This window comes from Wolbachia endosymbiont (group A) of Apoderus coryli (genome assembly GCF_947251615.1).
In the GTDB taxonomy this organism is placed as follows: domain Bacteria; phylum Pseudomonadota; class Alphaproteobacteria; order Rickettsiales; family Anaplasmataceae; genus Wolbachia.
In genome coordinates, this window is sequence record NZ_OX366367.1 from 773,931 (window position 1) to 793,151 (window position 19,221).

A 19,221-nucleotide genomic window follows, 5' to 3' on the forward strand; every position below is an offset into this window, starting at 1 on the left:
TCCCAGTGTCTGGGCACTGGGATGACACCCTCCTGATAGACAATGTTCGTACAGCTGTGAATTTATTCGCGGTATCTCGGCATAGATTCCGCTAACTAGTAGCGGAATGACGGTTTTTCAAATTGTCGTAAGTCAGTTTAGCTATAATATCAAGTTTCACAACTTCACCAACTATTTCTTTCTATTAAATAAGAATAAGTTGCCTATACAAAAATAGATTGGCAATATTTCAAGTCTGCCAAGCAGCATTAAAAACGATAGAAATAATTTTACTTCATTACTGAAAGAAGAATAGTTACCTGAAGGGCCTATTAAATTACTAAATCCTGGACCAGAGTTTGTAAGCGTTGCAGAGACTGAGCTGATGCTAGTTATAAAGTCTGCATTGCTTAAGTAAGACATCACTACTGATGAAATGGTAAACGTTAACATGAAAATTGCAAAAAATATAAAGACAGAGTGAACTTCATCATTCTCCAGAATTTTTCCATTGAATTTTACCCTATTGCCTGCGCCTGGGTTTAATAAAAGGCGAAAGTGATTTTCTATAGACCTTAGAAAAATGATCAAACGAAAGATTTTGATGCCACCACTTGAAGAACCACTACATCCACCAACAAAGGTTAGAAAAAAAGCTAAGACTGAAATGAAGCTCCAATCTATATGATTACAGATTGCATAACCAGTTGACGTAATCAAGGAAGTGATGGTAAATGTGCTGCATCTAAATGATAATGACACTCCTAAATCAACATTTTTATACAACCAAAAACAAGCAAATAAAGATGAAACAATAACTATCTTAACAAAGTAAGAGACCTGTTCGTCATAGCAAATGTCTAACCGTCTTATAATTTTTAAATAGCTAAGAAAAGGCAGAGAACCCAAAATCATAAAAATGATCGTTATGACTTCTAACATAGGGTTATTATAGTGCCCTATAGAATCATTATAGTTAGCAAATCCACCAGTTGATACAGCGGACATTCCGTGACATATTGCATCAAACAGTGGCATACCAGCTAGATAATAGGAAAATATACATAACAAAATTAGGCCATAATATATTGCCGTAACATGAACCACTACGCTTCGCGTGTTCGGCAACTTCCTTTTGGTAGCATCTGAATATTCAGAATAAAGTAAATTATTTAGGCTGAGAATCTTGAGCATAGGAAAAACTGCAATTCCTAAAGTGATTACACCAAAACCACCTATGCCATGCAGCATTGCTCTCCACAGCAGTATTCCCGAAGATTGCTTTTCAATATCATCAAATATAGTTGCCCCTGTGGTTGTGATGCCAGATATCGTTTCAAATAATGCATCAACATAGCTCAGATTATCAAAATAGAAAGGAATAGCTGCAAACAAAGACAAGGCAATCCAGGTGCAACTAGTAACCGCAAAAATTGCTGGCATGCCATGCAATCTACTTAATTTACCGAGTAAAATAAAAATTACGCCAGATGTGCAGGTAATTATGAATCCAGCGAGGAAATTTTTCCATTCGTAGCTGAGATACTTATTGGTAATAGCAGGAATAAGCATTGCTAAGCTAAATAACAATAGGAATATTCCCACAATAAATGCAATTGAACGTAAAGTTTGTAAACGTTGATGATTTTTCATAGAGTTACTTCCTCGCTATACAAAGCCATAAAAGCTACTCTAACGTCAAGCACTTTGTTGTAACAGCGCACTTGACTTACTTGTAAATATGTGTGATAATTAAGCTATAGAAAATAGAGGTAAGATATGATTGGATTAACTAATGCACAAGAAGAAATTCTAGGTTCATTAAGACAGGCAGTCTGGAATGGCAATTTTCAAGAAGTCCAGAACGTACTCGACAATAATGAACATAATGATATACAAGCAGTTTTGAGCCACAAGAGGACTTTGACTAGTGACAAAGGTACCATTTTAGATTTTGTTATTGACTGTCCTGAAGCTAGCGTTAACACTAAAGTAGAGATCATTGAACTAATTTGGAAGGAGGCTGATCAAAAAACTCGTGATTCTTTGTGTGGTTGCAAGGTAACAAAATTTTTTGAAGATCAACCATATTTTACGGATACAATAGATAATCTTAAACGTTTTCAAGGAAAAATTGACCTTAATAACACAGATATATATCCTGCTCTTAAAACAGTTATTGAAGAAGTGGAAGAGCACAAGAGGGTAATGGGTCTTGATTCCAACGCTCCTATAGCAACTAACACTACTGAACCTACTACTGGCAACAAAACCCCAGAAAAGAACGAAACAACCTTCTGGAGTGAACACAAAGGGAAGATTTCTCTAGGCGTTGTTGGACTATGCGTAGCTGGTGCTATTGCAGCCTATGTGCTAGCGTATCCTGCAGTTACATTAGCTTTAGCAGTTTTGGCAGCAGTTATATTAATAGGTGCTGGTATTGCTAAGGTTTGTGAGAAAGTGAAAAATCCAAGTGTAGACAAGGTATTTGACAAAAACGAGCAGTTATTGAATCAATAGACTTCTTACATTATCTACTGTCATCCGAGTAGCTGACACACAACTGTACGAACGTTGTGCTACCAGGAGGGTGTCATCCCAGTGCCCAGACACTGGGATCCAGTTTTTATTACCTGGTGTAAAGTTAAGTTTCCTGGATTCCAGTGTCAAGCACTGGAATGACACCATCATAAAGTGAAATTAGATTACAGTGTCAGCTACTTGCATGACACCATTTGTTGTAAACTCACTTTTACTCTATGGTTATACTACCTTGCCGCTATCCTGAACGGATACAAGAAGCGTTGCCGTCACGTTATATCATAAACTTTTGCTGAAGCTTTCTTTATATCTTCACTTGAAAGTGGGATTAGACCAAGCCTAGATAGGTACCCATCTTCAATGCCGATCGAATCTATAATTTCTTTAATGAATTCTCTGAATCCATCAACAGTATCCAGGTGTTCTTTCTTTATGTAAAGGTATAGAGGTCTTGATAATATATATTTTCCTGATGATATATTTTCATAGGTTGGCTCAATTCCTGCAATTGTGCTTCCTTGTATTTTATCTTGATTCCTCATTAAAAAGCTGAAACTAAATATCCCTAAGGCGTTTTTGTTACTTTTCAATTTTTGTATTATTATGTTTTCATTAATTCCAACTTCTATATACCTTCCATCATCCCTTATATTACCACATGCTTTCTTTCTTTCTTCCTGATCTTTATAATTCTCTTTAAAAATTCTTGAATTCATGCATGAATATTGATCAAGCATAATAGAATTAACCAAAGTTTCGTATGTACCTGTATTTTGATGTGGACCATAAATTTCAATTTCTGTTTTTGGTAAGGCTTGATTTACATCAGACCAAAACTTCTTATTATTTTTTACTAATTTATCATTTTCTTGAGAATATGCAGATAAAGTTTCAAATAAGTCCTTCTTTGTGAAATCAAATCTATGGCTTTGATTTGAATTTGCAATGACAATTCCATCATAGCCAATGATGATCTCTATCACTTCATTAATTTTATTTCTTTTACATAGTTCTCTTTCTACTTCCTTCATAGGGCGAGATGAAGTGGTGATGTCTGGCGTGTCTTCCCCTATTCCTGAGCAAAACATTTTGAACCCTGATCCACTTCCTATCGATTCCACAACTGGAGTCTTGAAAGGGAATACACGATTGAACTCCTCGGCTATAAACGAGATAAAAGGAAAAACAGTTGAAGATCCAACAATTCTGATGTATTTCCTGGCATCAGCATTTGACAGCGGCGTGAATAATACGAATACAAAAATCAGGAGAAAGTTTCTAAGCATTATTTTTAGTTAAGAACATAAATCTAATTATTGTAACAAAAAATCAAACTGAAAAGCTTTAATTGCATGACAAAAGCTACAGTTTACATTTAAATTTTATTTTATATTATTGTAAGTATTACACAACTTTAAGGGGCAATTATGGCAGTTATGCCAGATAAATGGATAAGAGAAAAAGCTGAAAACTTTGGAATGATAGAACCTTTTGTGAATCACAAAAGCAGTAAGGGGGTCATATCTTTCGGACTATCGTCTTATGGTTACGATGCAAGAGTGGATAATAAATTTAAGATTTTTACTAACGTTAATTCAGCCATCGTGGACCCTAAAAATTTCTCTGAGAATAGTTTTATAGATAAAGAAACAGATGTATGTATAATTCCACCAAATAGCTTTGTGCTTGCAAGTACAGTGGAATATTTTCGTATACCAAGAAATGTACTGGTCATTTGTGTTGGTAAATCAACTTACGCAAGGTGTGGAATTATAGTAAACGTTACTCCCTTAGAACCTGGATGGGAAGGTCATGTCACACTCGAATTCTCAAACACCACTCCACTTCCTGCAAAAATTTATGCTAATGAAGGCGCATGCCAATTCGTATTCTTAAGCGGCGAAAGTGAGTGTGAGAAATCATATGATGATATGAAAGGAAAATATATGAATCAGCATGGTATCACTTTGCCGCTGGTGAAATAATTACTACTTTCGTTGTGAGCTACCAGGCTGCTCTATAGACAATATTCCACTATCACCAGATAGCAAAGTTCGCGCTGATTCACTTTCTCTCAAACGTTCAATTGCCTGCTTTTTGTCAGTTCCAGTGCGCATACTGCAGCCAAATTGCATATCTATTCCATTTTCAACAATTTGACACGACAACTTTGTAGCAGTAGCGAAACCTTCTTGTTTATTAGTAGCATTTCCGGTAACAACACCACAAACAGTGATGTTACGATCATTTCCAACTGTTCGCACCATCATTTCACCATTTCGTATACCATCATTATTTATATCCTTTGCTATAACAGTCTTATCTACGGTTTGTTCACCTTCTACTACTCGAGATATTACCTCTACATTTGGTTGATTATGCAACAGACCACTTCTCATTAGTGGTTGGCATAAATCAGTATTTAATTGATCCTGCTCCACATCATTCTGTTGCCCTAGCTTGTTAACTTTTTCTTCAACACACTTATTGTATTCTTCATCATTACTTATCTCGACTTTATTTACTGGTTGACCTTGACTGTTTTCTATGTCTTTTTGACTAAACATGTCTTTATTAATGTAATAAAAAATAAGACCAGGTATCAGTGAAATTATTAGATTTAATACAATGCACGGAATTAAAACCACGGCAGCAGCTATATAGATTAGAGAGCTAACTATAAACTTTATTACTTTAGATAATTTAGAATCATCTTTTTGAGCATTAACAGCATTCAAAAAAAGCATAGTTAAGCTAAGAGATAATGCTGTTATAGCAGTAGGCACGATGATTGGAACAAGTAAAAAGGCATCAATTAACCTCTTTCCAGAGCTAGTTGGTTTAGTGCTATTATTATTCAGTGATGCAAAATAACCTTGACCAAGATTAGCAATCCATTTTGCACCGGATAAGACTCTCTCACTATTTTCTTTAGATAAGTTAACTTTCATTGGTTTTACCATACTTATAATCATGCTAATTATACTAATAATTAATATTGTAAAATCAACATAAATTTTTTACTTCCGCACTTTTTCATTGTTGCTTACAATAATTATAGCTACACGATTTACTCATGTGCTTTTCTTAATTAAAAACTTCAACTATTCATTGTAAGTTATTGAATTTCTTATCATAGTATCTATCATCCGAGTAGCCCCTTTCTTGTCATCCCAGTGCCTTGACTACTTGGATCCAGAAAAAAGGATGGTGTCATTCCAGTGCTTGACACTGGAATCCAGTCTTCACGCAATCCCATTAAAAACGTTGTGTTTTAACATAAGATTAGCTACCTTTACACTTACCAACTCGTTGTCCAATCAAAATTCCTGGATCCCAGTGCTTGACACTGGGATGACAAGGTTATAGGTGTCATCCAAGTAGCGTGACACTTGGATCTTTTCTCAACAATTTCAAAAAAATCTATCAAAAGGAGGATCATTATGTCTACAATAATTTTATCATCAATTTTTGGTCAAGCAGGCAGCATTTTTGGTCCAATTGGCCGGATTATCGGCTCAGAACTCGGTGCTCTTCTTGGTGCACAGCTAGATAGCGCAATGTTTGGTCTTGATGCCGAGCAAAAAGTAACGCATGGGGCAAGGCTAAAAAATCTGCAAGTTCAAACCTCAACCTACGGCAGAACGATCCCAATTATCCATGGCACTGCTCGTGTTGCAGGGAACATTATTTGGTCACAGCCAATAAAAGAAGAGGCGATAACCACCAAAAGTAAAATTGGAAGAGGTATGAACGTTACATATAATTACTATGCAACGCTTGCAATTGCGATCTGCAAGGGGAAAGTAGAAAAATTAAACAGAATCTGGGCAGATACAACATCACTTAGCTTTGATGAAATAGATTATACTTTTTACCGCGGTGCAGAAGATCAAAATCCTGATCCATTTATGTCATCAATTGAAGGAGAGGGGAATGTGCCGGCTTATAGGGGAATATCTTACATAGTCATCAAGAATTTTCCTTTAGCAGACTATAATAATCGTGTTCCGGTATTTACATTTGAAGTGCAAACTGCAGTAAAGTCAAATGAGTTTTCAGTGGCGAAAAATATTCAGAATATCAATATCATACCAGGTTCAGGAGAGTTTGTATATGATACAAAAATACAGAAGAAAATCGCGCAAGAGAAAATAAGCAGCAACCAATATATCCCATATGGACTGGCGCAAAGGGTAAATCACAACAACCACACTAAAAAGAGCGATGCAATGCTTTCTTTGGATCAATTAAAAGAAGATTTGCCAAATGTTGAGTGGGTGTCGGTAGTAGTCAATTGGTTTGTGAATGATCTGAACATTAAAGATTGTAAAATATATCCTGCAGTTGAATTTCAAGATGATTCCGCAATATTACCTGATGATTGGCAAGTAGGGGGTGTAACCAGAGATAATGCTCAGCTAATTTCAAAAGATGCGAGTGGAAACCCAAGATATGGTGGCACAGTTAGTGATGCAGCGCTGATAAGATATATAGAAGAGTTACGCAGCAGAGGCTACAAGGTGATGCTCTATCCGATGCCCTTGCTTGACACAAAGAACAAAGAGTGGCGAGGAAAATTGAGCGGGACCCCTGGGGATATAAGTGATTTTTTTAAGAATCAATATAACAAATTTATAGAGCATTATGCAAGCATTGCCAAACAAACTAAAGTGGAAGGGTTTATCATCGGTTCTGAACTTGTGCGGCTTACCAAAATTAGAGATGAACAAGGTAATTACCCTGCCGTTATAGAGCTAGTTAAGCTTGCAAAGCGAATAAAACTTCAGCTTGGAAAAGAAGTAACGGTAACTTACGCTGCTGATTGGAGTGAATACCATTCATATGATGGTTGGTATAATATGGATGAACTGTGGTCTTCAGAGTACATCGACGTTGTTGGCATAGATGCTTATTTTCCACTGACTGATGGTCCAGAGCCTCCTTTTGGCTATTCTGCGGAAGATGTAATGGGTGGTTGGAGCAGTGGAGTGGGGTATGATTATTTCTATGATTACTCAAAGGGTGAGCCTGAAAGAGTAAAGTATAACGACAGCAGGTATGCGTGGAAAAATATAGAGAAATGGTGGAGTGAAACTCACATAAATCCAAGTGGTAGTAAAACGAAATGGCAACCAAAAATGAAAAAAATATGGTTTACCGAGTATGGATTTCCCAGTATGAACGGCTGCACTAATGAGCCAAATGTGTTTGTTGATAAAGGCAGCATAGAGAGCAAATATCCACGATATTCAAACGGAGAGGTGAGCTTTCTTTCACAGAAAATTGCAATTGAAGGAACGCTAAAAAAGTGGCAAAGCTCGGAAATGGTAGAAAAAATGTTTCTCTGGGCATGGGATGCAAGGCCATTTCCTTACTTTCCCAATTTGTGTGATATGTGGACTGACTGCCATAATTGGCAGACAGGACATTGGATTCAGGGAAAGCTTTCACAGCTTAATATTTCCGATGTTTTATCGGATCTGTTACAAAAAACAGGTTTAAAAAGCGATCAGTTCGATACAAGCAACATCAAAGGGTTATTGTCTGGGTATGTGATAAACGATCAGCAACCCGTACGTTCAATTATTAAAATGCTGCAAAGTTGCTATTTTTTTGATGTGGTTGAACAGGACTCTAAACTGAAATTTATCCAAAAGGGCAGGGCAGTTACGACTGGAATACCAATTGGTGAAATGGTTTTCAGTAACAATTCAAAGCAAATGCAACTTGTTAATATTAGTCAGCTGGATTTAAACAATAAAGTTAACGTCGTTTATTTTAATCGCAATTTTGGCTATCCAATTGATGTTAAATATGCTGAGTTGCCAAAGCAAGGCACTGCTATAACAGTTGAAATACCGCTCATTATGGAGGAGGGAGAGGCGCAAAATATAGCTGAGGTTTTACTTTATTCTTCGTGGCAAGAGAGAAATATATACAATTTCAAGCTACCGATAAAATATGCATGGCTTGCGCCAAGTGATGTAATAACGATTTTAGACGGTGAGAAAAAGCATATGGTGAGAATTATAAAAACGAAATTTGAAAGCATGTCTATTCAAGTAAGCGGTGTTGGTTATGATCGCTCTATATATAAGCTCTCTTTTCCTTCAACAAGGTCACTTATGCTGAAGGAATACCCTCCTTCTCACATCAGCAAAACCATCATAGAAATGATAGATTTACCGTATGTTAAAGGTAATAGCGCAAGCTTTACTTTAATTAATGAGGAAAAGAATTGGAAAGGAGCAACACTCTTTATTTCGGGCGACGATAAGGATTATAAACCTATCGCAAGCACAAATAAGCAGTCTACTTATGGATATGTAATGGAATCTACCGACGAGGGGCTTATAGTAGTGTTACGTTTTGGTAAGCTGCTAGGAATTATCGATTCAAATTCAGCATTAATCGGAAAAGAGATAGTGAAATTCCAGAATGCTGAACTCATAGATAAAAATAAATATAAGCTTAGCAACCTAATTAGAGGGCAAGAAGGTACTAAAGACACCGCAGGTGAAAAATTTGTTCTACTTGATGATTCAATAATATCTTTCGAAGTGCAAAGGGGAAAAAAGTTTTACCTAAAAGCAGTGACTTACGGTGATTCATTGGATAACACGGAAGCAAAAATGTTATAGCTCATTTACAAGAGCATAGAACTTTGTAAGTTATTAGTTTAATCTTCTGCTCACAAGGTTGTAGTACATCTATTGACATTTATTTCAGAATGAAACATCATATTAACTAATATTTGTGAGGAAAGTAATGACTAAAGAATTATCAAATGAAGCACCAATAATACTAACGTGGGTGCCAAGAGTACGTGGTGCATCTTTGCCAGATGGTAAGAATAGTGCTCTTAATTACTTGGATATAATAAAAAACCATAAGTTAAAAAATAAAGAGGAGAGGGACATATATTTGGTTATAAATGGCCCGGGATTTGAGCAGAATCAGATAGATGATTTAAAACGTGAACTGAAAGAAATTCAAGGAGTACACGTTGTAGACTTACACCAGTATGACTGGAGCGAAATAGATCAAAGGTGGAAGATAGATGGCAAGGATATCAGTATTAAGGATTTCTTTAAAAATATGTATGATATGATAGATGAACAAAGAACATATTTTGCTATTGAAATAGATACCTTTAGGTTAATTGCTCTTGCTCTTTCAGAAAAAATGACAGGACAGAAAGGTGCAATATATATAGACTTTGATGCTTTGAATAATATTAAAGACCATATAGGAAAAGATATAACGATTCCTAAAGGAATATTGTTAGGATCATTCCGCATATTTACTATGGTAACCCAAAACAATGATCTCATTGCGATAAGTAATCCAAGTGTAGCAATTAATATTTTATATGAGTATAAAGATAAATTATTAAGCCAAAAAGAAATTTATAATAAGGCTGTAAAATATGTGCAAGATGAAAAAGCAAAAAGTGTTGTTGTTTCAACACCTGTGTTTAGCACCTTGAAAGAACTAGGATGCACAGATGGAATAGAAAGGCTTCAGAGACAATTTATAAATCACGAAAAAATATGTAATGAGAAGCTTGAAATTTTAAGCAATGGTGGAATAGAAGCTCTATATAATTCGAATATAGTGGATGAAGCAGGTTTAAATCCAGCCCTGCTTCATACTATAAATATGGCCCGTAGTAACCCAGTTAATGGAGAAAAAAACCAATGGGAGCTAGTTGCTTTTGGAAAGAACAATGGTAACTATGCTGAGACAGTGTCTGGAGACCTATCTTGGACAAGAGGAGAAGATTTATACCATAAACAGATAGACAACAAGCTGGAAAGAGCAAAAGTGGAACATAGCCTTGGTGAACCACTAAAGGTAGTAAGTGAGGCAAATGTATCTTCTGTTGAAGACTTAAAGCTTAAAGTGAATAATCAAAGATAAGATATTGAAATTCGTGCTTTTTATGATTTGAGCTTAAGATTCCAGTGTCAAAGCACATAACTGTACGAACATTGTGATTTGAATCCACTAGGAGGGTGTCATCTAAGTAGCCTCCTTCTCCTGTCATCCCAGTGCCATGACTACTTGGATCCAGAAACTTAATTGCAAGTAAGTAAACTGCTTTGATGAAATTGTATAATGGAAACTAGATCCAAGTAGTCATGGCACTGGGATGACACCCTACTGGATAGAGCCTTCACAGGCTTTTTCTCGAATAGCTGCTCTTAATTTCAGTAGTTAAATTAATATACTAATGAAAAAAATATATTATAATTAAGTATATTTAATCCAGTAAATCATTAAGTGAAAACAGCTCTTTCGCAAAATATCATCTCTCTTATTATGATATTGTCTGTAGCAATTGTCGATATGGCAACTGACCTATACTCAGTTGCACTACCAAGCATTGCCAATTATTTTAAAGTAGAAGGCAGTGTAGTGCAGCTTACAATTAGCTTGAATCTAGTTGGATTTGCGGTATCTGGATTAATTTATGGTCCACTATCGGACCATTATGGTAGGCGTCCAATGATGCTGATTGGTATGACAATTTTTACTTTGGCAAGTGTCATGTGTTATACAGCCGACAGTATTGCGCTCTTGATACTAATTCGCTTCATACAAGGAACAGGGGCTGGTGTTGCAGGTGTTGTTGGGTATGCAGCAATAAGGGATATGTATTCGGGTAGTGAATACTCGAGAGTAATTTCAAAATTAAATATGGTTGTGGCACTCTCACCTGGAATAGCTCCAGTGGTGGGCAGTTATATAATTTCACATGGTTATCATTGGAAATTTTTGTTTTTTATTATATCACTTGCGGCAATTGCTATGCTTATTTTTATTTACTTTAAATTACAAGAAACACTCACTGTAAATAAAAATGAAACCAGTATAACTAACATAACTACTAATATCTTCAAGCAATATATATCAATATTTAGAAATTATCGTTTCCTTGGGTTTTCAATTATTCATGGATTAACTTTCATGTGGCTTTGGGCATACGTTGCTAACTACCCGTTCATATTTGAATCGATGGGCATTGAAGTACAGTATTTTGGCTACCTCATATCGATCATAGTCATATTTTACATAATTGGAACTTTAATTAATAGAAGGTATGTACCAAAAATAGGGGTTAGCAAAATGCTAATAATAGGTTTGGTGTTACCGATAATATCCGATAGTTTATTGGTATATTTTTATTTCGCGGACAAGTTGAATATATTAATTCTTCAAGTCGTCTGGATTCCAGCCAATATCGGAGTTGCATTAATAATAAGCAATAACGTAACTTCTGCTTTAGAAACGATCAAAGGTATAGGGCTTGGTAGTGCAGTCCTCTCATTCTGCAATATGATGTTTGGGGCTATTGGAATATATATAGTAGGAAAATTTTTTCGCTATGGTATTTTACCAAATTTACTATTAACAATAGCATGTTCTACAATTGCGGTTCTTATGTACAGCCGGCTCAAATGTACTGAAAAACACAGGGAATAACCATTATTTGCGTGATCCAGAGCTCATGGGTTATTAATGACTTTATCATGATAATATAATTTTACAGGGGGTGAGAGCTCATAGATTATTAACGACTTTATCATAACAATATAGTTTTACAGGAGGTATGGGATGAGCAATTCAAACAGAGATATAAATGCTGGATTACGTAAGACTGCTCTAGAAGGTAATATTGAGAAAGTAAAAAGTCTAATAAGTGAAGGAGCAGATGTTAATGCAACAAGTGAGTTGAAAGAGACTCCTCTACATTGGGCTGCTAGAAGGGGCAATCAAAAGGTAGTAGAAGTTTTACTAAATAATGGGGCAAATGTTAATGCAGTAGATGAACATCACAGCACTCCTTTACATGGGGCTGCTGAAAATGGCCATAAAGAAGTAGTAGAAGCCCTACTGCAAGTAGAAGGGATCGATGTTAATGCACAAAATAAATATGACAGCACTCCTCTACATTTTGCTGCTAAAATGGGCCATGCAGAGATAGTAAAAGATCTATTGGACAAAGGGGCAAGTGTTAATATAACAGATCGAAATGGAAAGACTCCTTTCAAATTAGCTGCTAACGAAGAAATACAAACTCTATTAGAAAACACAGCTAAATTACTTGAGGCTGCTAGAGAAGGTAATATTGAGGAAGTAAACTCTCTAATAAGTAAAGGAGCAAATGTTAATGCAGTAGATGGAAATGAAAAGACTCCTCTACATTGGGCTGCTGAAAAGGGCCATAAAGAGGTAGTAGAAGTTTTACTAAATAATGTGGCAAATGTTAATGCAGTAGATGAACATCACAGCACTCCTTTACATGGGGCTGCTGAAAATGGCCATAAAGAAGTAGTAGAAGCCCTACTGCAAGTAGAAGGGATCGATGTTAATGCACAAAATAAATATGACAGCACTCCTCTACATTTTGCTGCTAAAATGGGCCATGCAGAGATAGTAAAAGATCTATTGGACAAAGGGGCAAGTGTTAATATAACAGATCGAAATGGAAAGACTCCTTTCAAATTAGCTGCTAACGAAGAAATACAAACTCTATTAGAAAACACAGCTAAATTACTTGAGGCTGCTAAAAGTGGTGATATTAATGAAGTAAAGCATCTAATAAGTGAAGGAGCAAACGTTAACGCAGTTGAAGATTTGCATACTCCTTTATATTGGGCTGTTAAAAATAATCACTCTACTACAGCAGAAGTTCTATTAGATAATGGAGCAGATTTTATTACTTATGACCTTTCTCGAGAACGTGACGTGTGGGATAGATTCCTAAGCATAGAAGATAAACATTGCAAGGTTTCTCTACATCTGGCTGCTAGGCTTGGCAAGTTGGAAGCAGTAAAAGATCTATTAGAGCAAAAAGCAGACGTTAATGCAGAAAATGACACAAGAGAGACTCCTTTACACTTCGCTGCTGAAAAGGGCCATAAGCAGGTGGTGCAAGCTCTATTGGACAAAGGGGCAAATGTTAATGCAACAGATAATAAAGGAGAGACTCCTTTCGATTTAACTACTAACGAAGAAATAAAAACTCTATTACAAAACACAGCTGAATTACTTGAGGCTGCTGCTGAAAAGGGTCATGAGGAGGAGGTACAAGCTCTATTGGAGAAAGGGGCAAATGTTAATGCAACAGATCAAAATGGAAATACTCCTTTACATTTGGCTGCTCGAAATAACAACAAAGAGGTAGTAGAAGCCCTACTGCAAGTAAATGGGATCAATGTTAATGCACAAGATAGAGATAACATGACTCCTTTACATTGGGCCGTTGTAAGGGGCCATAAAGAGGCAGTAGAAGCCCTATTGGGAAAAGATGGAATCGATGTTAATTTAGCAGATAAGAATAAAGATACTCCTTTACATTCTGTTCTTAAAAAGGACAACATAGATATAAATGTATTGAACGCTCTACTGGGAGCAGAAGGAATCGATGTTAATGCACAAGATGGAGGTAACAGTACTCCTTTGCATTTGGCTGCTAAAAAGAATAAGATAGATATAAACGTATTGAACGCTCTACTGGGCGCAAAAGAAATCGATGTTAATGCACAAGATGAACTTAACAACACTCCTTTGCATTTGGCTGCTAAAAAGGAAAAGGACAACATAGATATAAATGTGTTGAACGCTCTACTGAAAGCAGAAGGAATCGATGTTAATATAAAAGATAAACTTGCAGAATGGACTCCTTTCCATTGGGCTGTTTTAAAGAACAAGATAGACATAGTGAAAGCGCTACTGGGAGCAGAAGGAATCAATGTTAATATAGAAGGTAAATATGGAAAAAAGACTCCTTTACACTTGGCTGCTCAAAATAACAACAAAGAAATAGTAGACGCCCTAATAAAAGCAGGAGCAAATATTAATGTAAAAGATAAAGATGAAAAAACTCCTTTCGATTTAACTACTAACGAAGAAATAAAAACTCTATTAAAAGCAGCAGAAAACCCTGGCGACGGTTCAGTGGATAAGCCATCGACGGACAATGAAGAAAATTCAGAGGAAGATGCTGGTACACGAGAGAAAGAAAAACAAGAAGGTGATGCTCAATCAGGATCAGACATTACAAAGCAAGAAGCTGATAAAACTGTAAATTCGGGGAGTGGAACACCACAAACACAACAGGGGGGACAACCCACCACCAGTGCAGGACAAGGAACTGATGTACAAGACAACGGTGTAAATCCTGTTGCTTCTACACAAACAGAAGGACAGCCGAGCTCTTTTTTTGGTAGTTTGTTTAGTATACTTATGAAGCCTTTTTCATTAGTTGCATCATTTTTTGGTAGTTTTTTTTCATGGTTGTTTGGGTCTGATGAGCCAACACAATCATCATCCGAATCTGAACAACCAGTTGATGATTCACAGTATGATTCTCATAGTTCACCTGATTGATCCATTTGCTTCATAAGGAGAACATGAAATATATAGCTCACACAGATAAGGTTTACTTTTTTGTCATCCTATATAGGATCCAGTTTAAAAAATTCTGGATTCCAGCGTCACGCGCTGGAATGACATGGTGGTATGTATTCAAGTAGCTGACACTGGTTCCTTTATGACGGCAGTGCCCAGAGGTGTCATCCCAGTGCCCAGACACTGGGATCCAGGAAACTTAATTGCAAGTAATGCATTGGGTTTGGTGAGTATGGGTTTTGCGTTATAGAATGAAGCACTTTTGGTGAATTTGTAAAGAAAACTAGATGCCAGTGTCAAGCACTGGCATGACATCATCTTGGATAACATCACGTGCTGGAATGACAAAGAAGAGTGGGCTTTCATATGGTTATGCAAGAGGTTTACTGAATGCAACCTAACTTCTCACACACACATTTTACTACGTAATCAGCGCTGATATTAAAATGCTCATAAAGTGTTTTATAAGGTGCTGATTCTCCGAAGCTTTTCATGCCAATAAATATACCGTTTGAACCTATATACTTATGCCAACCCATTTCACTTCCAGCTTCAATTGCAACTTTAATGCTGTCATTATTTAATATCGCCGCTTTATATTCATCACTTTGCTCGTCAAAAAGCCTCCAGCATGGCATAGAAACAACCCTTGTACCTATACCTTTTTCCTGCAATTTCTCCCTTGCTTCAACTGCAATTTCAACTTCAGATCCGGTAGCAAATATTGTCACTTTTAATTCTTTTGAACATTCACACAAAATATATGCACCAAACTTCGATAGATTAGCAGATTGATCGATATCAGAATGCATGTAACTTACGTTTTGCCTTGAGAGCGCAAACAGTGCTGGAGATTCTTTCTTTTCGAGTGCAATGCTAACACACTCCAGAGTTTCAACTGCATCGGCTGGTCTAAAAACATACAAATTTGGTATAGCACGCAAAGAAGCTAAATGCTCTATTGGTTGGTGAGTTGGGCCATCTTCCCCTACTCCAATTGAGTCATGAGTCATCACATAGATAACCTGCTGTTTCATCAAAGCTGAAAGACGTATAGCAGGACGACAGTAGTCGGAAAATACCAAAAAAGTGCCACCATAAGGAAGAATCGCGCCGTGAAGAGCCATACCATTCATACAAGCTGCCATAGCGTGTTCTCTCACTCCATAGTGGACATAAGAACCACTATAATTATTACTATCTATTACCTGCATGTGCTTATATTTAGTGCAATTTGACCCAGTAAGATCAGCAGAACCGCCGATTAATTCCGGCATATGTTGTGTTAAAAGTTCCATTACCATGCCGAAAGAAGATCGAGTAGCTTCGTTTGGCATTGTCTCGTGTATTTGTTTCTTCAAGTTAGCCAAAACACTATCGATATTATCCGGCAAACGCTTATCTAACCGTCTTTGAAGTTCTGCATGATACCCTGTCATCCCAGCATTCTCTTCTGTCATCCCAGTGCTTGACACTGGGATCCATTCTTTTTCTTCTTTTCTGGATTCCAGCGTCACGCGCTGGAATGACATCGTGTAATTTTGTTTTGCTCTCTCAACAGTTTTCTTCCAGGCGTTTTTCACATCTTCTGGCACATGAAATGGCTCGTAGTTCCAATCCAATTTTTCTCTCATCTGTTTGATGTCTTCCTCCGAAAAAGCACCACTGTGAGCAGAGGATGTGCCAGCACGGCTTGAAAATTTTCCGATAATGGTTTTGCAGCAGATCATTGTAGGTTTATCAGACTTTTTTGCTTGCTCTATTGCAAAGGATATGGCATCAAAATCATGGCCATCAATTTTGTCAACATTCCATCCATACGCTAAGAAGCGTTTCTCTACATCATCAGAACAGGAAAGGCAAGTAGCGCCATCTATAGAGATATCATTATCATCAAAAAGGGCTATTAATTTATTCAATTTAAGATGTCCAGCAAGTGATGCTGCTTCATGGCTTATTCCTTCCATAAGACAGCCATCCCCTAGCATTACGTAAGTGTAGTGATTGATTCTGAATTGCTTTTTAAGGATTGATTCAGCAAGTGCCATGCCAACAGCAGCGGCAAACCCCTGACCGAGCGGGCCTGTTGTTGCCTCTACCCCAGAAGTCAAGCCGAACTCTGGATGACCTGGGGTCTTGGATCCCATTTGCCTGAAGTTTTTTAGCTCATCTATGCTAATATAACCTGTCAAATATAATATTGAATATAGTAACATTGACCCATGACCGTTTGATAAAACAAAGCGATCTCTATTGAACCATTTAGAATCATCAGGATTATGATTCAGATATTTAGCAAACAAGACAGTTGCAACATCTGCCATGCCAAGTGGCATACCTAGGTGTCCAGAGTTTGCTTTTTGTACTGCATCAATTGATAAAAAACGGATGGCGTTTGCCATAGATTCCAAAGGTAGATGATTCATAGAAAAACTTAAAAATGAAGTATAAAAGATTATACCAGCAAAAACAAGTTGACACTGAGTGCTAAAATCCTTAATAATCTAGAGTTGAATCGTGAGAGTTTTTATATGACAACTGTTATCACTAGAAAGTATAGGATTAGCCGTAGACTTGGTGTAAATTTATGGGGTAGAGCTAAAGACCCAGTAAACAAAAGGAAATACCCTCCTGGTCAACATGGTATTCTTGGATTCAAGAAGTTATCCGACTTTGGTAAGCAGTTTGCTGCGCATAAGAAATTTAAGTTTTACTATGCGATTTCAAGTAAGCAGCTCAGACGTACATTTTTAGATGCTTATAACAGAAAGGGTTATACGGCTGATAATTTTATCGGTATCTTAGAATCGAGATTAAGTTCTGTTTTATACCACTCTAGTCTTGTGCCAACAATTTATGCAGCGAAGCAGCTCATATCTCATAAGCACGTTACAGTTAATGATAAGGTGGTTAACATATCAAGTTATCGAGTGAAACCAGGTGATATAATAAAAATAAGAGAAAGGGCAGCAAAAATCCCTGTAGTAGTAGAGGCTGAACAAAAACAAGAGCGCAAGGCTCCGGATTATTTAGAAGCAGATAGTAAAGAGCATTCAGTGAAATATTTGAGGTCGCCTCAATATTCTGAGGTTCCTTATTCAGCGGACATGGAAGTCAATTTAGTAGTAGAGTTTTACTCTAGATAGGTAAAAAAAGCCCGTGTGGCGGAATCGGTAGACGCAGCGGACTTAAAATCCGTGGGTTTTGCGACCTTGGGAGTTCAAGTCTCCCCATGGGCACCAATTTAACTTAGCAGATAAATACAAAAAAGTATGAAATGGCTTGATATAGAAGATATTGTAGAAGCTCTGGAGGAAAAATTTTCAGATGAGAATATAATTAGTATCAGATTCACTGAGCTTAAAAAAAAGGTCTTGAGTTTAGAGGAATTTGATGATGATGAAAAACGCTGTAACGAGAAAATACTCGAAGCCATTCAAGCAGCTTGGATTGAGGAAAGATCTTACAAATAAGAAATAACTATCGCTATTAAAAGTTAGCGCGTGACGCTGGAATCCAGAAAAAAAAGAAAAATGGATCCCAGCTGGGATGACAACAAAAAAGAAGGAGTCTAAAATTCGGACACCGTATATCATTCATTTTAGACAATACTGTACTTTTTAAATCTAATTTAAAATTCACTCAGGTTAATAATAATTTAACTAATTACAATTAAAACAGCTAGAAGGTTAATTATGAGGCAAAACAAAAATTTTTGAATGGAACGACTTACTTAACAAGTGCTACGTTAAGGTAGATTGTTACATAAAAATACTGCTTTTATGGTGTGAGGCTAGAGGTTTGTAAAGTAGTTAGAAGGTTGTCATCCCAGTGTTAGCTACTTGGATTTGGCACTGAGGAAATCCAATGTAGTAGTAAACCTTACTTATTTAGTTATACTAGAAACAAAACAGAAAAATGCTCAAACGTAGCGGTCCAAAAAAATTAAAGTCTATAATTGAAAATTACGCATTAAAATGCATGAAAAATAAGATTAGCAAAAATGAAATACGTCTGATTTTAAACTGGCGAAATATAGTAGGGAAAGAAATAGCAGAGTGTACAAAACCGAAAAAGATCTCATATGCACAGAATATAAATTCGGGTGTATTGCATCTGGTAGTAACAAATGGCAGTAAAGCATTAGAAATTCAGCATATGATTTCTCTTATAATAGAAAAAATTACGATATTTTTTGGCTACAAAGCAGTATATGGTATAAAAATTAAGCAAGAGAGTATTGACTATTTGACTATATAAGGTAATCTAAGTACATAG

The 19,221-nt window shown here is 36.5% G+C and carries 16 protein-coding genes and 1 tRNA gene; 11 read left to right on the plus strand and 6 right to left on the minus strand.

From position 1 onward, the window contains the following. Positions 1-171 precede the first annotated feature (171 nt). Complete coding sequence (locus OPR43_RS03980; protein ID WP_265034289.1) at positions 172-1,632, minus strand: TrkH family potassium uptake protein; 1,461 nt, start codon at positions 1,630-1,632, stop codon at positions 172-174. A gap of 126 nt (positions 1,633-1,758) precedes the next feature. On the opposite strand from OPR43_RS03980, the gene OPR43_RS03985 reads away from it, so the two are divergent. Further along, positions 1,759-2,499 carry a hypothetical protein gene (locus tag OPR43_RS03985; protein ID WP_265034290.1) on the plus strand — a complete coding sequence of 247 codons (741 nt, stop codon included), beginning with the start codon at positions 1,759-1,761 and terminating at the stop codon, positions 2,497-2,499. Between the two features lie 290 nt (positions 2,500-2,789). Here the strand turns inward: OPR43_RS03985 and OPR43_RS03990 are convergent, their stop codons facing one another. Continuing rightward, positions 2,790-3,806 carry a substrate-binding domain-containing protein gene (locus OPR43_RS03990; RefSeq protein WP_265034291.1) on the minus strand — a complete coding sequence of 339 codons (1,017 nt, stop codon included), beginning with the start codon at positions 3,804-3,806 and terminating at the stop codon, positions 2,790-2,792. A 141-nt stretch (positions 3,807-3,947) separates the two neighbouring features. Here OPR43_RS03990 and dcd point away from each other — a divergent pair, with 141 nt between their 5' ends. Next, entirely contained in the window at positions 3,948-4,505 is a 558-nt protein-coding gene (dcd, locus tag OPR43_RS03995; RefSeq protein ID WP_006280485.1) for a dCTP deaminase, read from the plus strand. A gap of 3 nt (positions 4,506-4,508) precedes the next feature. On the opposite strand, the gene OPR43_RS04000 is transcribed toward dcd, so the two are convergent. Both OPR43_RS04000 and OPR43_RS04005 read right to left on the minus strand, forming a co-directional pair. Next, positions 4,509-5,471, minus strand: coding sequence for a hypothetical protein (locus OPR43_RS04000; RefSeq protein ID WP_265034292.1), 963 nt, complete (start codon positions 5,469-5,471; stop codon positions 4,509-4,511). Between the two features lie 350 nt (positions 5,472-5,821). After that, the gene (locus OPR43_RS04005) at positions 5,822-5,962 is read right to left on the minus strand and encodes a hypothetical protein (protein ID WP_265034293.1); all 141 of its coding nucleotides are present in this window, start codon (positions 5,960-5,962) and stop codon (positions 5,822-5,824) included. Between the two features lies 1 nt (position 5,963). Here OPR43_RS04005 and OPR43_RS04010 point away from each other — a divergent pair, with 1 nt between their 5' ends. After that, positions 5,964-9,164 carry a glycoside hydrolase/phage tail family protein gene (locus OPR43_RS04010; RefSeq protein WP_265034294.1) on the plus strand — a complete coding sequence of 1,067 codons (3,201 nt, stop codon included), beginning with the start codon at positions 5,964-5,966 and terminating at the stop codon, positions 9,162-9,164. A 127-nt stretch (positions 9,165-9,291) separates the two neighbouring features. Continuing rightward, positions 9,292-10,446 carry a hypothetical protein gene (locus tag OPR43_RS04015; RefSeq protein WP_265034295.1) on the plus strand — a complete coding sequence of 385 codons (1,155 nt, stop codon included), beginning with the start codon at positions 9,292-9,294 and terminating at the stop codon, positions 10,444-10,446. On the opposite strand, the gene OPR43_RS04020 is transcribed toward OPR43_RS04015, so the two are convergent. Then, the gene (locus OPR43_RS04020) at positions 10,424-10,573 is read right to left on the minus strand and encodes a hypothetical protein (RefSeq protein ID WP_265034296.1); all 150 of its coding nucleotides are present in this window, start codon (positions 10,571-10,573) and stop codon (positions 10,424-10,426) included. The two genes, OPR43_RS04015 and OPR43_RS04020, sit on opposite strands and share 23 nt — an antisense overlap. Before the next feature lie 275 nt (positions 10,574-10,848). On the opposite strand from OPR43_RS04020, the gene OPR43_RS04025 reads away from it, so the two are divergent. From OPR43_RS04025 to OPR43_RS04035, 3 genes are all read left to right on the plus strand, one after another. Next, complete coding sequence (locus OPR43_RS04025) at positions 10,849-12,012, plus strand: multidrug effflux MFS transporter (RefSeq protein WP_265034297.1); 1,164 nt, start codon at positions 10,849-10,851, stop codon at positions 12,010-12,012. A gap of 132 nt (positions 12,013-12,144) precedes the next feature. After that, positions 12,145-14,922, plus strand: coding sequence for an ankyrin repeat domain-containing protein (locus tag OPR43_RS04030; RefSeq protein WP_265034298.1), 2,778 nt, complete (start codon positions 12,145-12,147; stop codon positions 14,920-14,922). Positions 14,923-15,046: 124 nt separating this feature from the next. Next, positions 15,047-15,193 carry a WPE palindromic element domain-containing protein gene (locus tag OPR43_RS04035; protein ID WP_265034299.1) on the plus strand — a complete coding sequence of 49 codons (147 nt, stop codon included), beginning with the start codon at positions 15,047-15,049 and terminating at the stop codon, positions 15,191-15,193. 133 nt (positions 15,194-15,326) lie between these two features. Here OPR43_RS04035 and tkt read toward each other — a convergent pair whose 3' ends face one another. Continuing rightward, positions 15,327-17,369, minus strand: coding sequence for a transketolase (gene tkt / locus OPR43_RS04040; protein WP_265034300.1), 2,043 nt, complete (start codon positions 17,367-17,369; stop codon positions 15,327-15,329). 105 nt (positions 17,370-17,474) lie between these two features. Between tkt and rpsD the strand changes: the two genes are divergently transcribed. The 4 genes from rpsD (at position 17,475) to OPR43_RS04060 (ending at position 19,203) form a co-directional block, all read left to right on the plus strand. Next, positions 17,475-18,089, plus strand: a complete 615-nt coding sequence (rpsD, locus tag OPR43_RS04045; protein ID WP_265025517.1) for a 30S ribosomal protein S4 — start codon at positions 17,475-17,477, stop codon at positions 18,087-18,089. Positions 18,090-18,098: 9 nt separating this feature from the next. After that, a tRNA-Leu gene (locus tag OPR43_RS04050) sits at positions 18,099-18,185 on the plus strand. Between the two features lie 30 nt (positions 18,186-18,215). Beyond that, positions 18,216-18,416 (plus strand): Fe-S cluster assembly protein IscX, encoded by a 201-nt coding sequence (gene iscX / locus OPR43_RS04055; protein ID WP_265034301.1) that lies wholly within the window; start codon positions 18,216-18,218, stop codon positions 18,414-18,416. A gap of 445 nt (positions 18,417-18,861) precedes the next feature. Beyond that, on the plus strand, positions 18,862-19,203 hold the full coding sequence (locus OPR43_RS04060) for a DUF721 domain-containing protein (protein ID WP_010082513.1): 342 nt from the start codon (positions 18,862-18,864) through the stop codon (positions 19,201-19,203). Positions 19,204-19,221 lie beyond the last annotated feature (18 nt).

Bases quoted from the DNA above. Each gene is read 5' to 3' on its own strand.
- OPR43_RS03980 (WP_265034289.1), bottom strand. From the start codon at position 1,632: ATGAAAAATCATCAACGTTTACAAACTTTACGTTCAATTGCATTTATT.
- OPR43_RS03985 (WP_265034290.1), top strand. From the start codon at position 1,759: ATGATTGGATTAACTAATGCACAAGAAGAAATTCTAGGTTCATTAAGA.
- OPR43_RS03990 (WP_265034291.1), bottom strand. From the start codon at position 3,806: ATGCTTAGAAACTTTCTCCTGATTTTTGTATTCGTATTATTCACGCCG.
- dcd (WP_006280485.1), top strand. From the start codon at position 3,948: ATGGCAGTTATGCCAGATAAATGGATAAGAGAAAAAGCTGAAAACTTT.
- OPR43_RS04000 (WP_265034292.1), bottom strand. From the start codon at position 5,471: ATGAAAGTTAACTTATCTAAAGAAAATAGTGAGAGAGTCTTATCCGGT.
- OPR43_RS04005 (WP_265034293.1), bottom strand. From the start codon at position 5,962: ATGATCCTCCTTTTGATAGATTTTTTTGAAATTGTTGAGAAAAGATCC.
- OPR43_RS04010 (WP_265034294.1), top strand. From the start codon at position 5,964: ATGTCTACAATAATTTTATCATCAATTTTTGGTCAAGCAGGCAGCATT.
- OPR43_RS04015 (WP_265034295.1), top strand. From the start codon at position 9,292: ATGACTAAAGAATTATCAAATGAAGCACCAATAATACTAACGTGGGTG.
- OPR43_RS04020 (WP_265034296.1), bottom strand. From the start codon at position 10,573: ATGACAGGAGAAGGAGGCTACTTAGATGACACCCTCCTAGTGGATTCA.
- OPR43_RS04025 (WP_265034297.1), top strand. From the start codon at position 10,849: ATGATATTGTCTGTAGCAATTGTCGATATGGCAACTGACCTATACTCA.
- OPR43_RS04030 (WP_265034298.1), top strand. From the start codon at position 12,145: ATGAGCAATTCAAACAGAGATATAAATGCTGGATTACGTAAGACTGCT.
- OPR43_RS04035 (WP_265034299.1), top strand. From the start codon at position 15,047: ATGGTGGTATGTATTCAAGTAGCTGACACTGGTTCCTTTATGACGGCA.
- tkt (WP_265034300.1), bottom strand. From the start codon at position 17,369: ATGAATCATCTACCTTTGGAATCTATGGCAAACGCCATCCGTTTTTTA.
- rpsD (WP_265025517.1), top strand. From the start codon at position 17,475: ATGACAACTGTTATCACTAGAAAGTATAGGATTAGCCGTAGACTTGGT.
- iscX (WP_265034301.1), top strand. From the start codon at position 18,216: ATGAAATGGCTTGATATAGAAGATATTGTAGAAGCTCTGGAGGAAAAA.
- OPR43_RS04060 (WP_010082513.1), top strand. From the start codon at position 18,862: ATGCTCAAACGTAGCGGTCCAAAAAAATTAAAGTCTATAATTGAAAAT.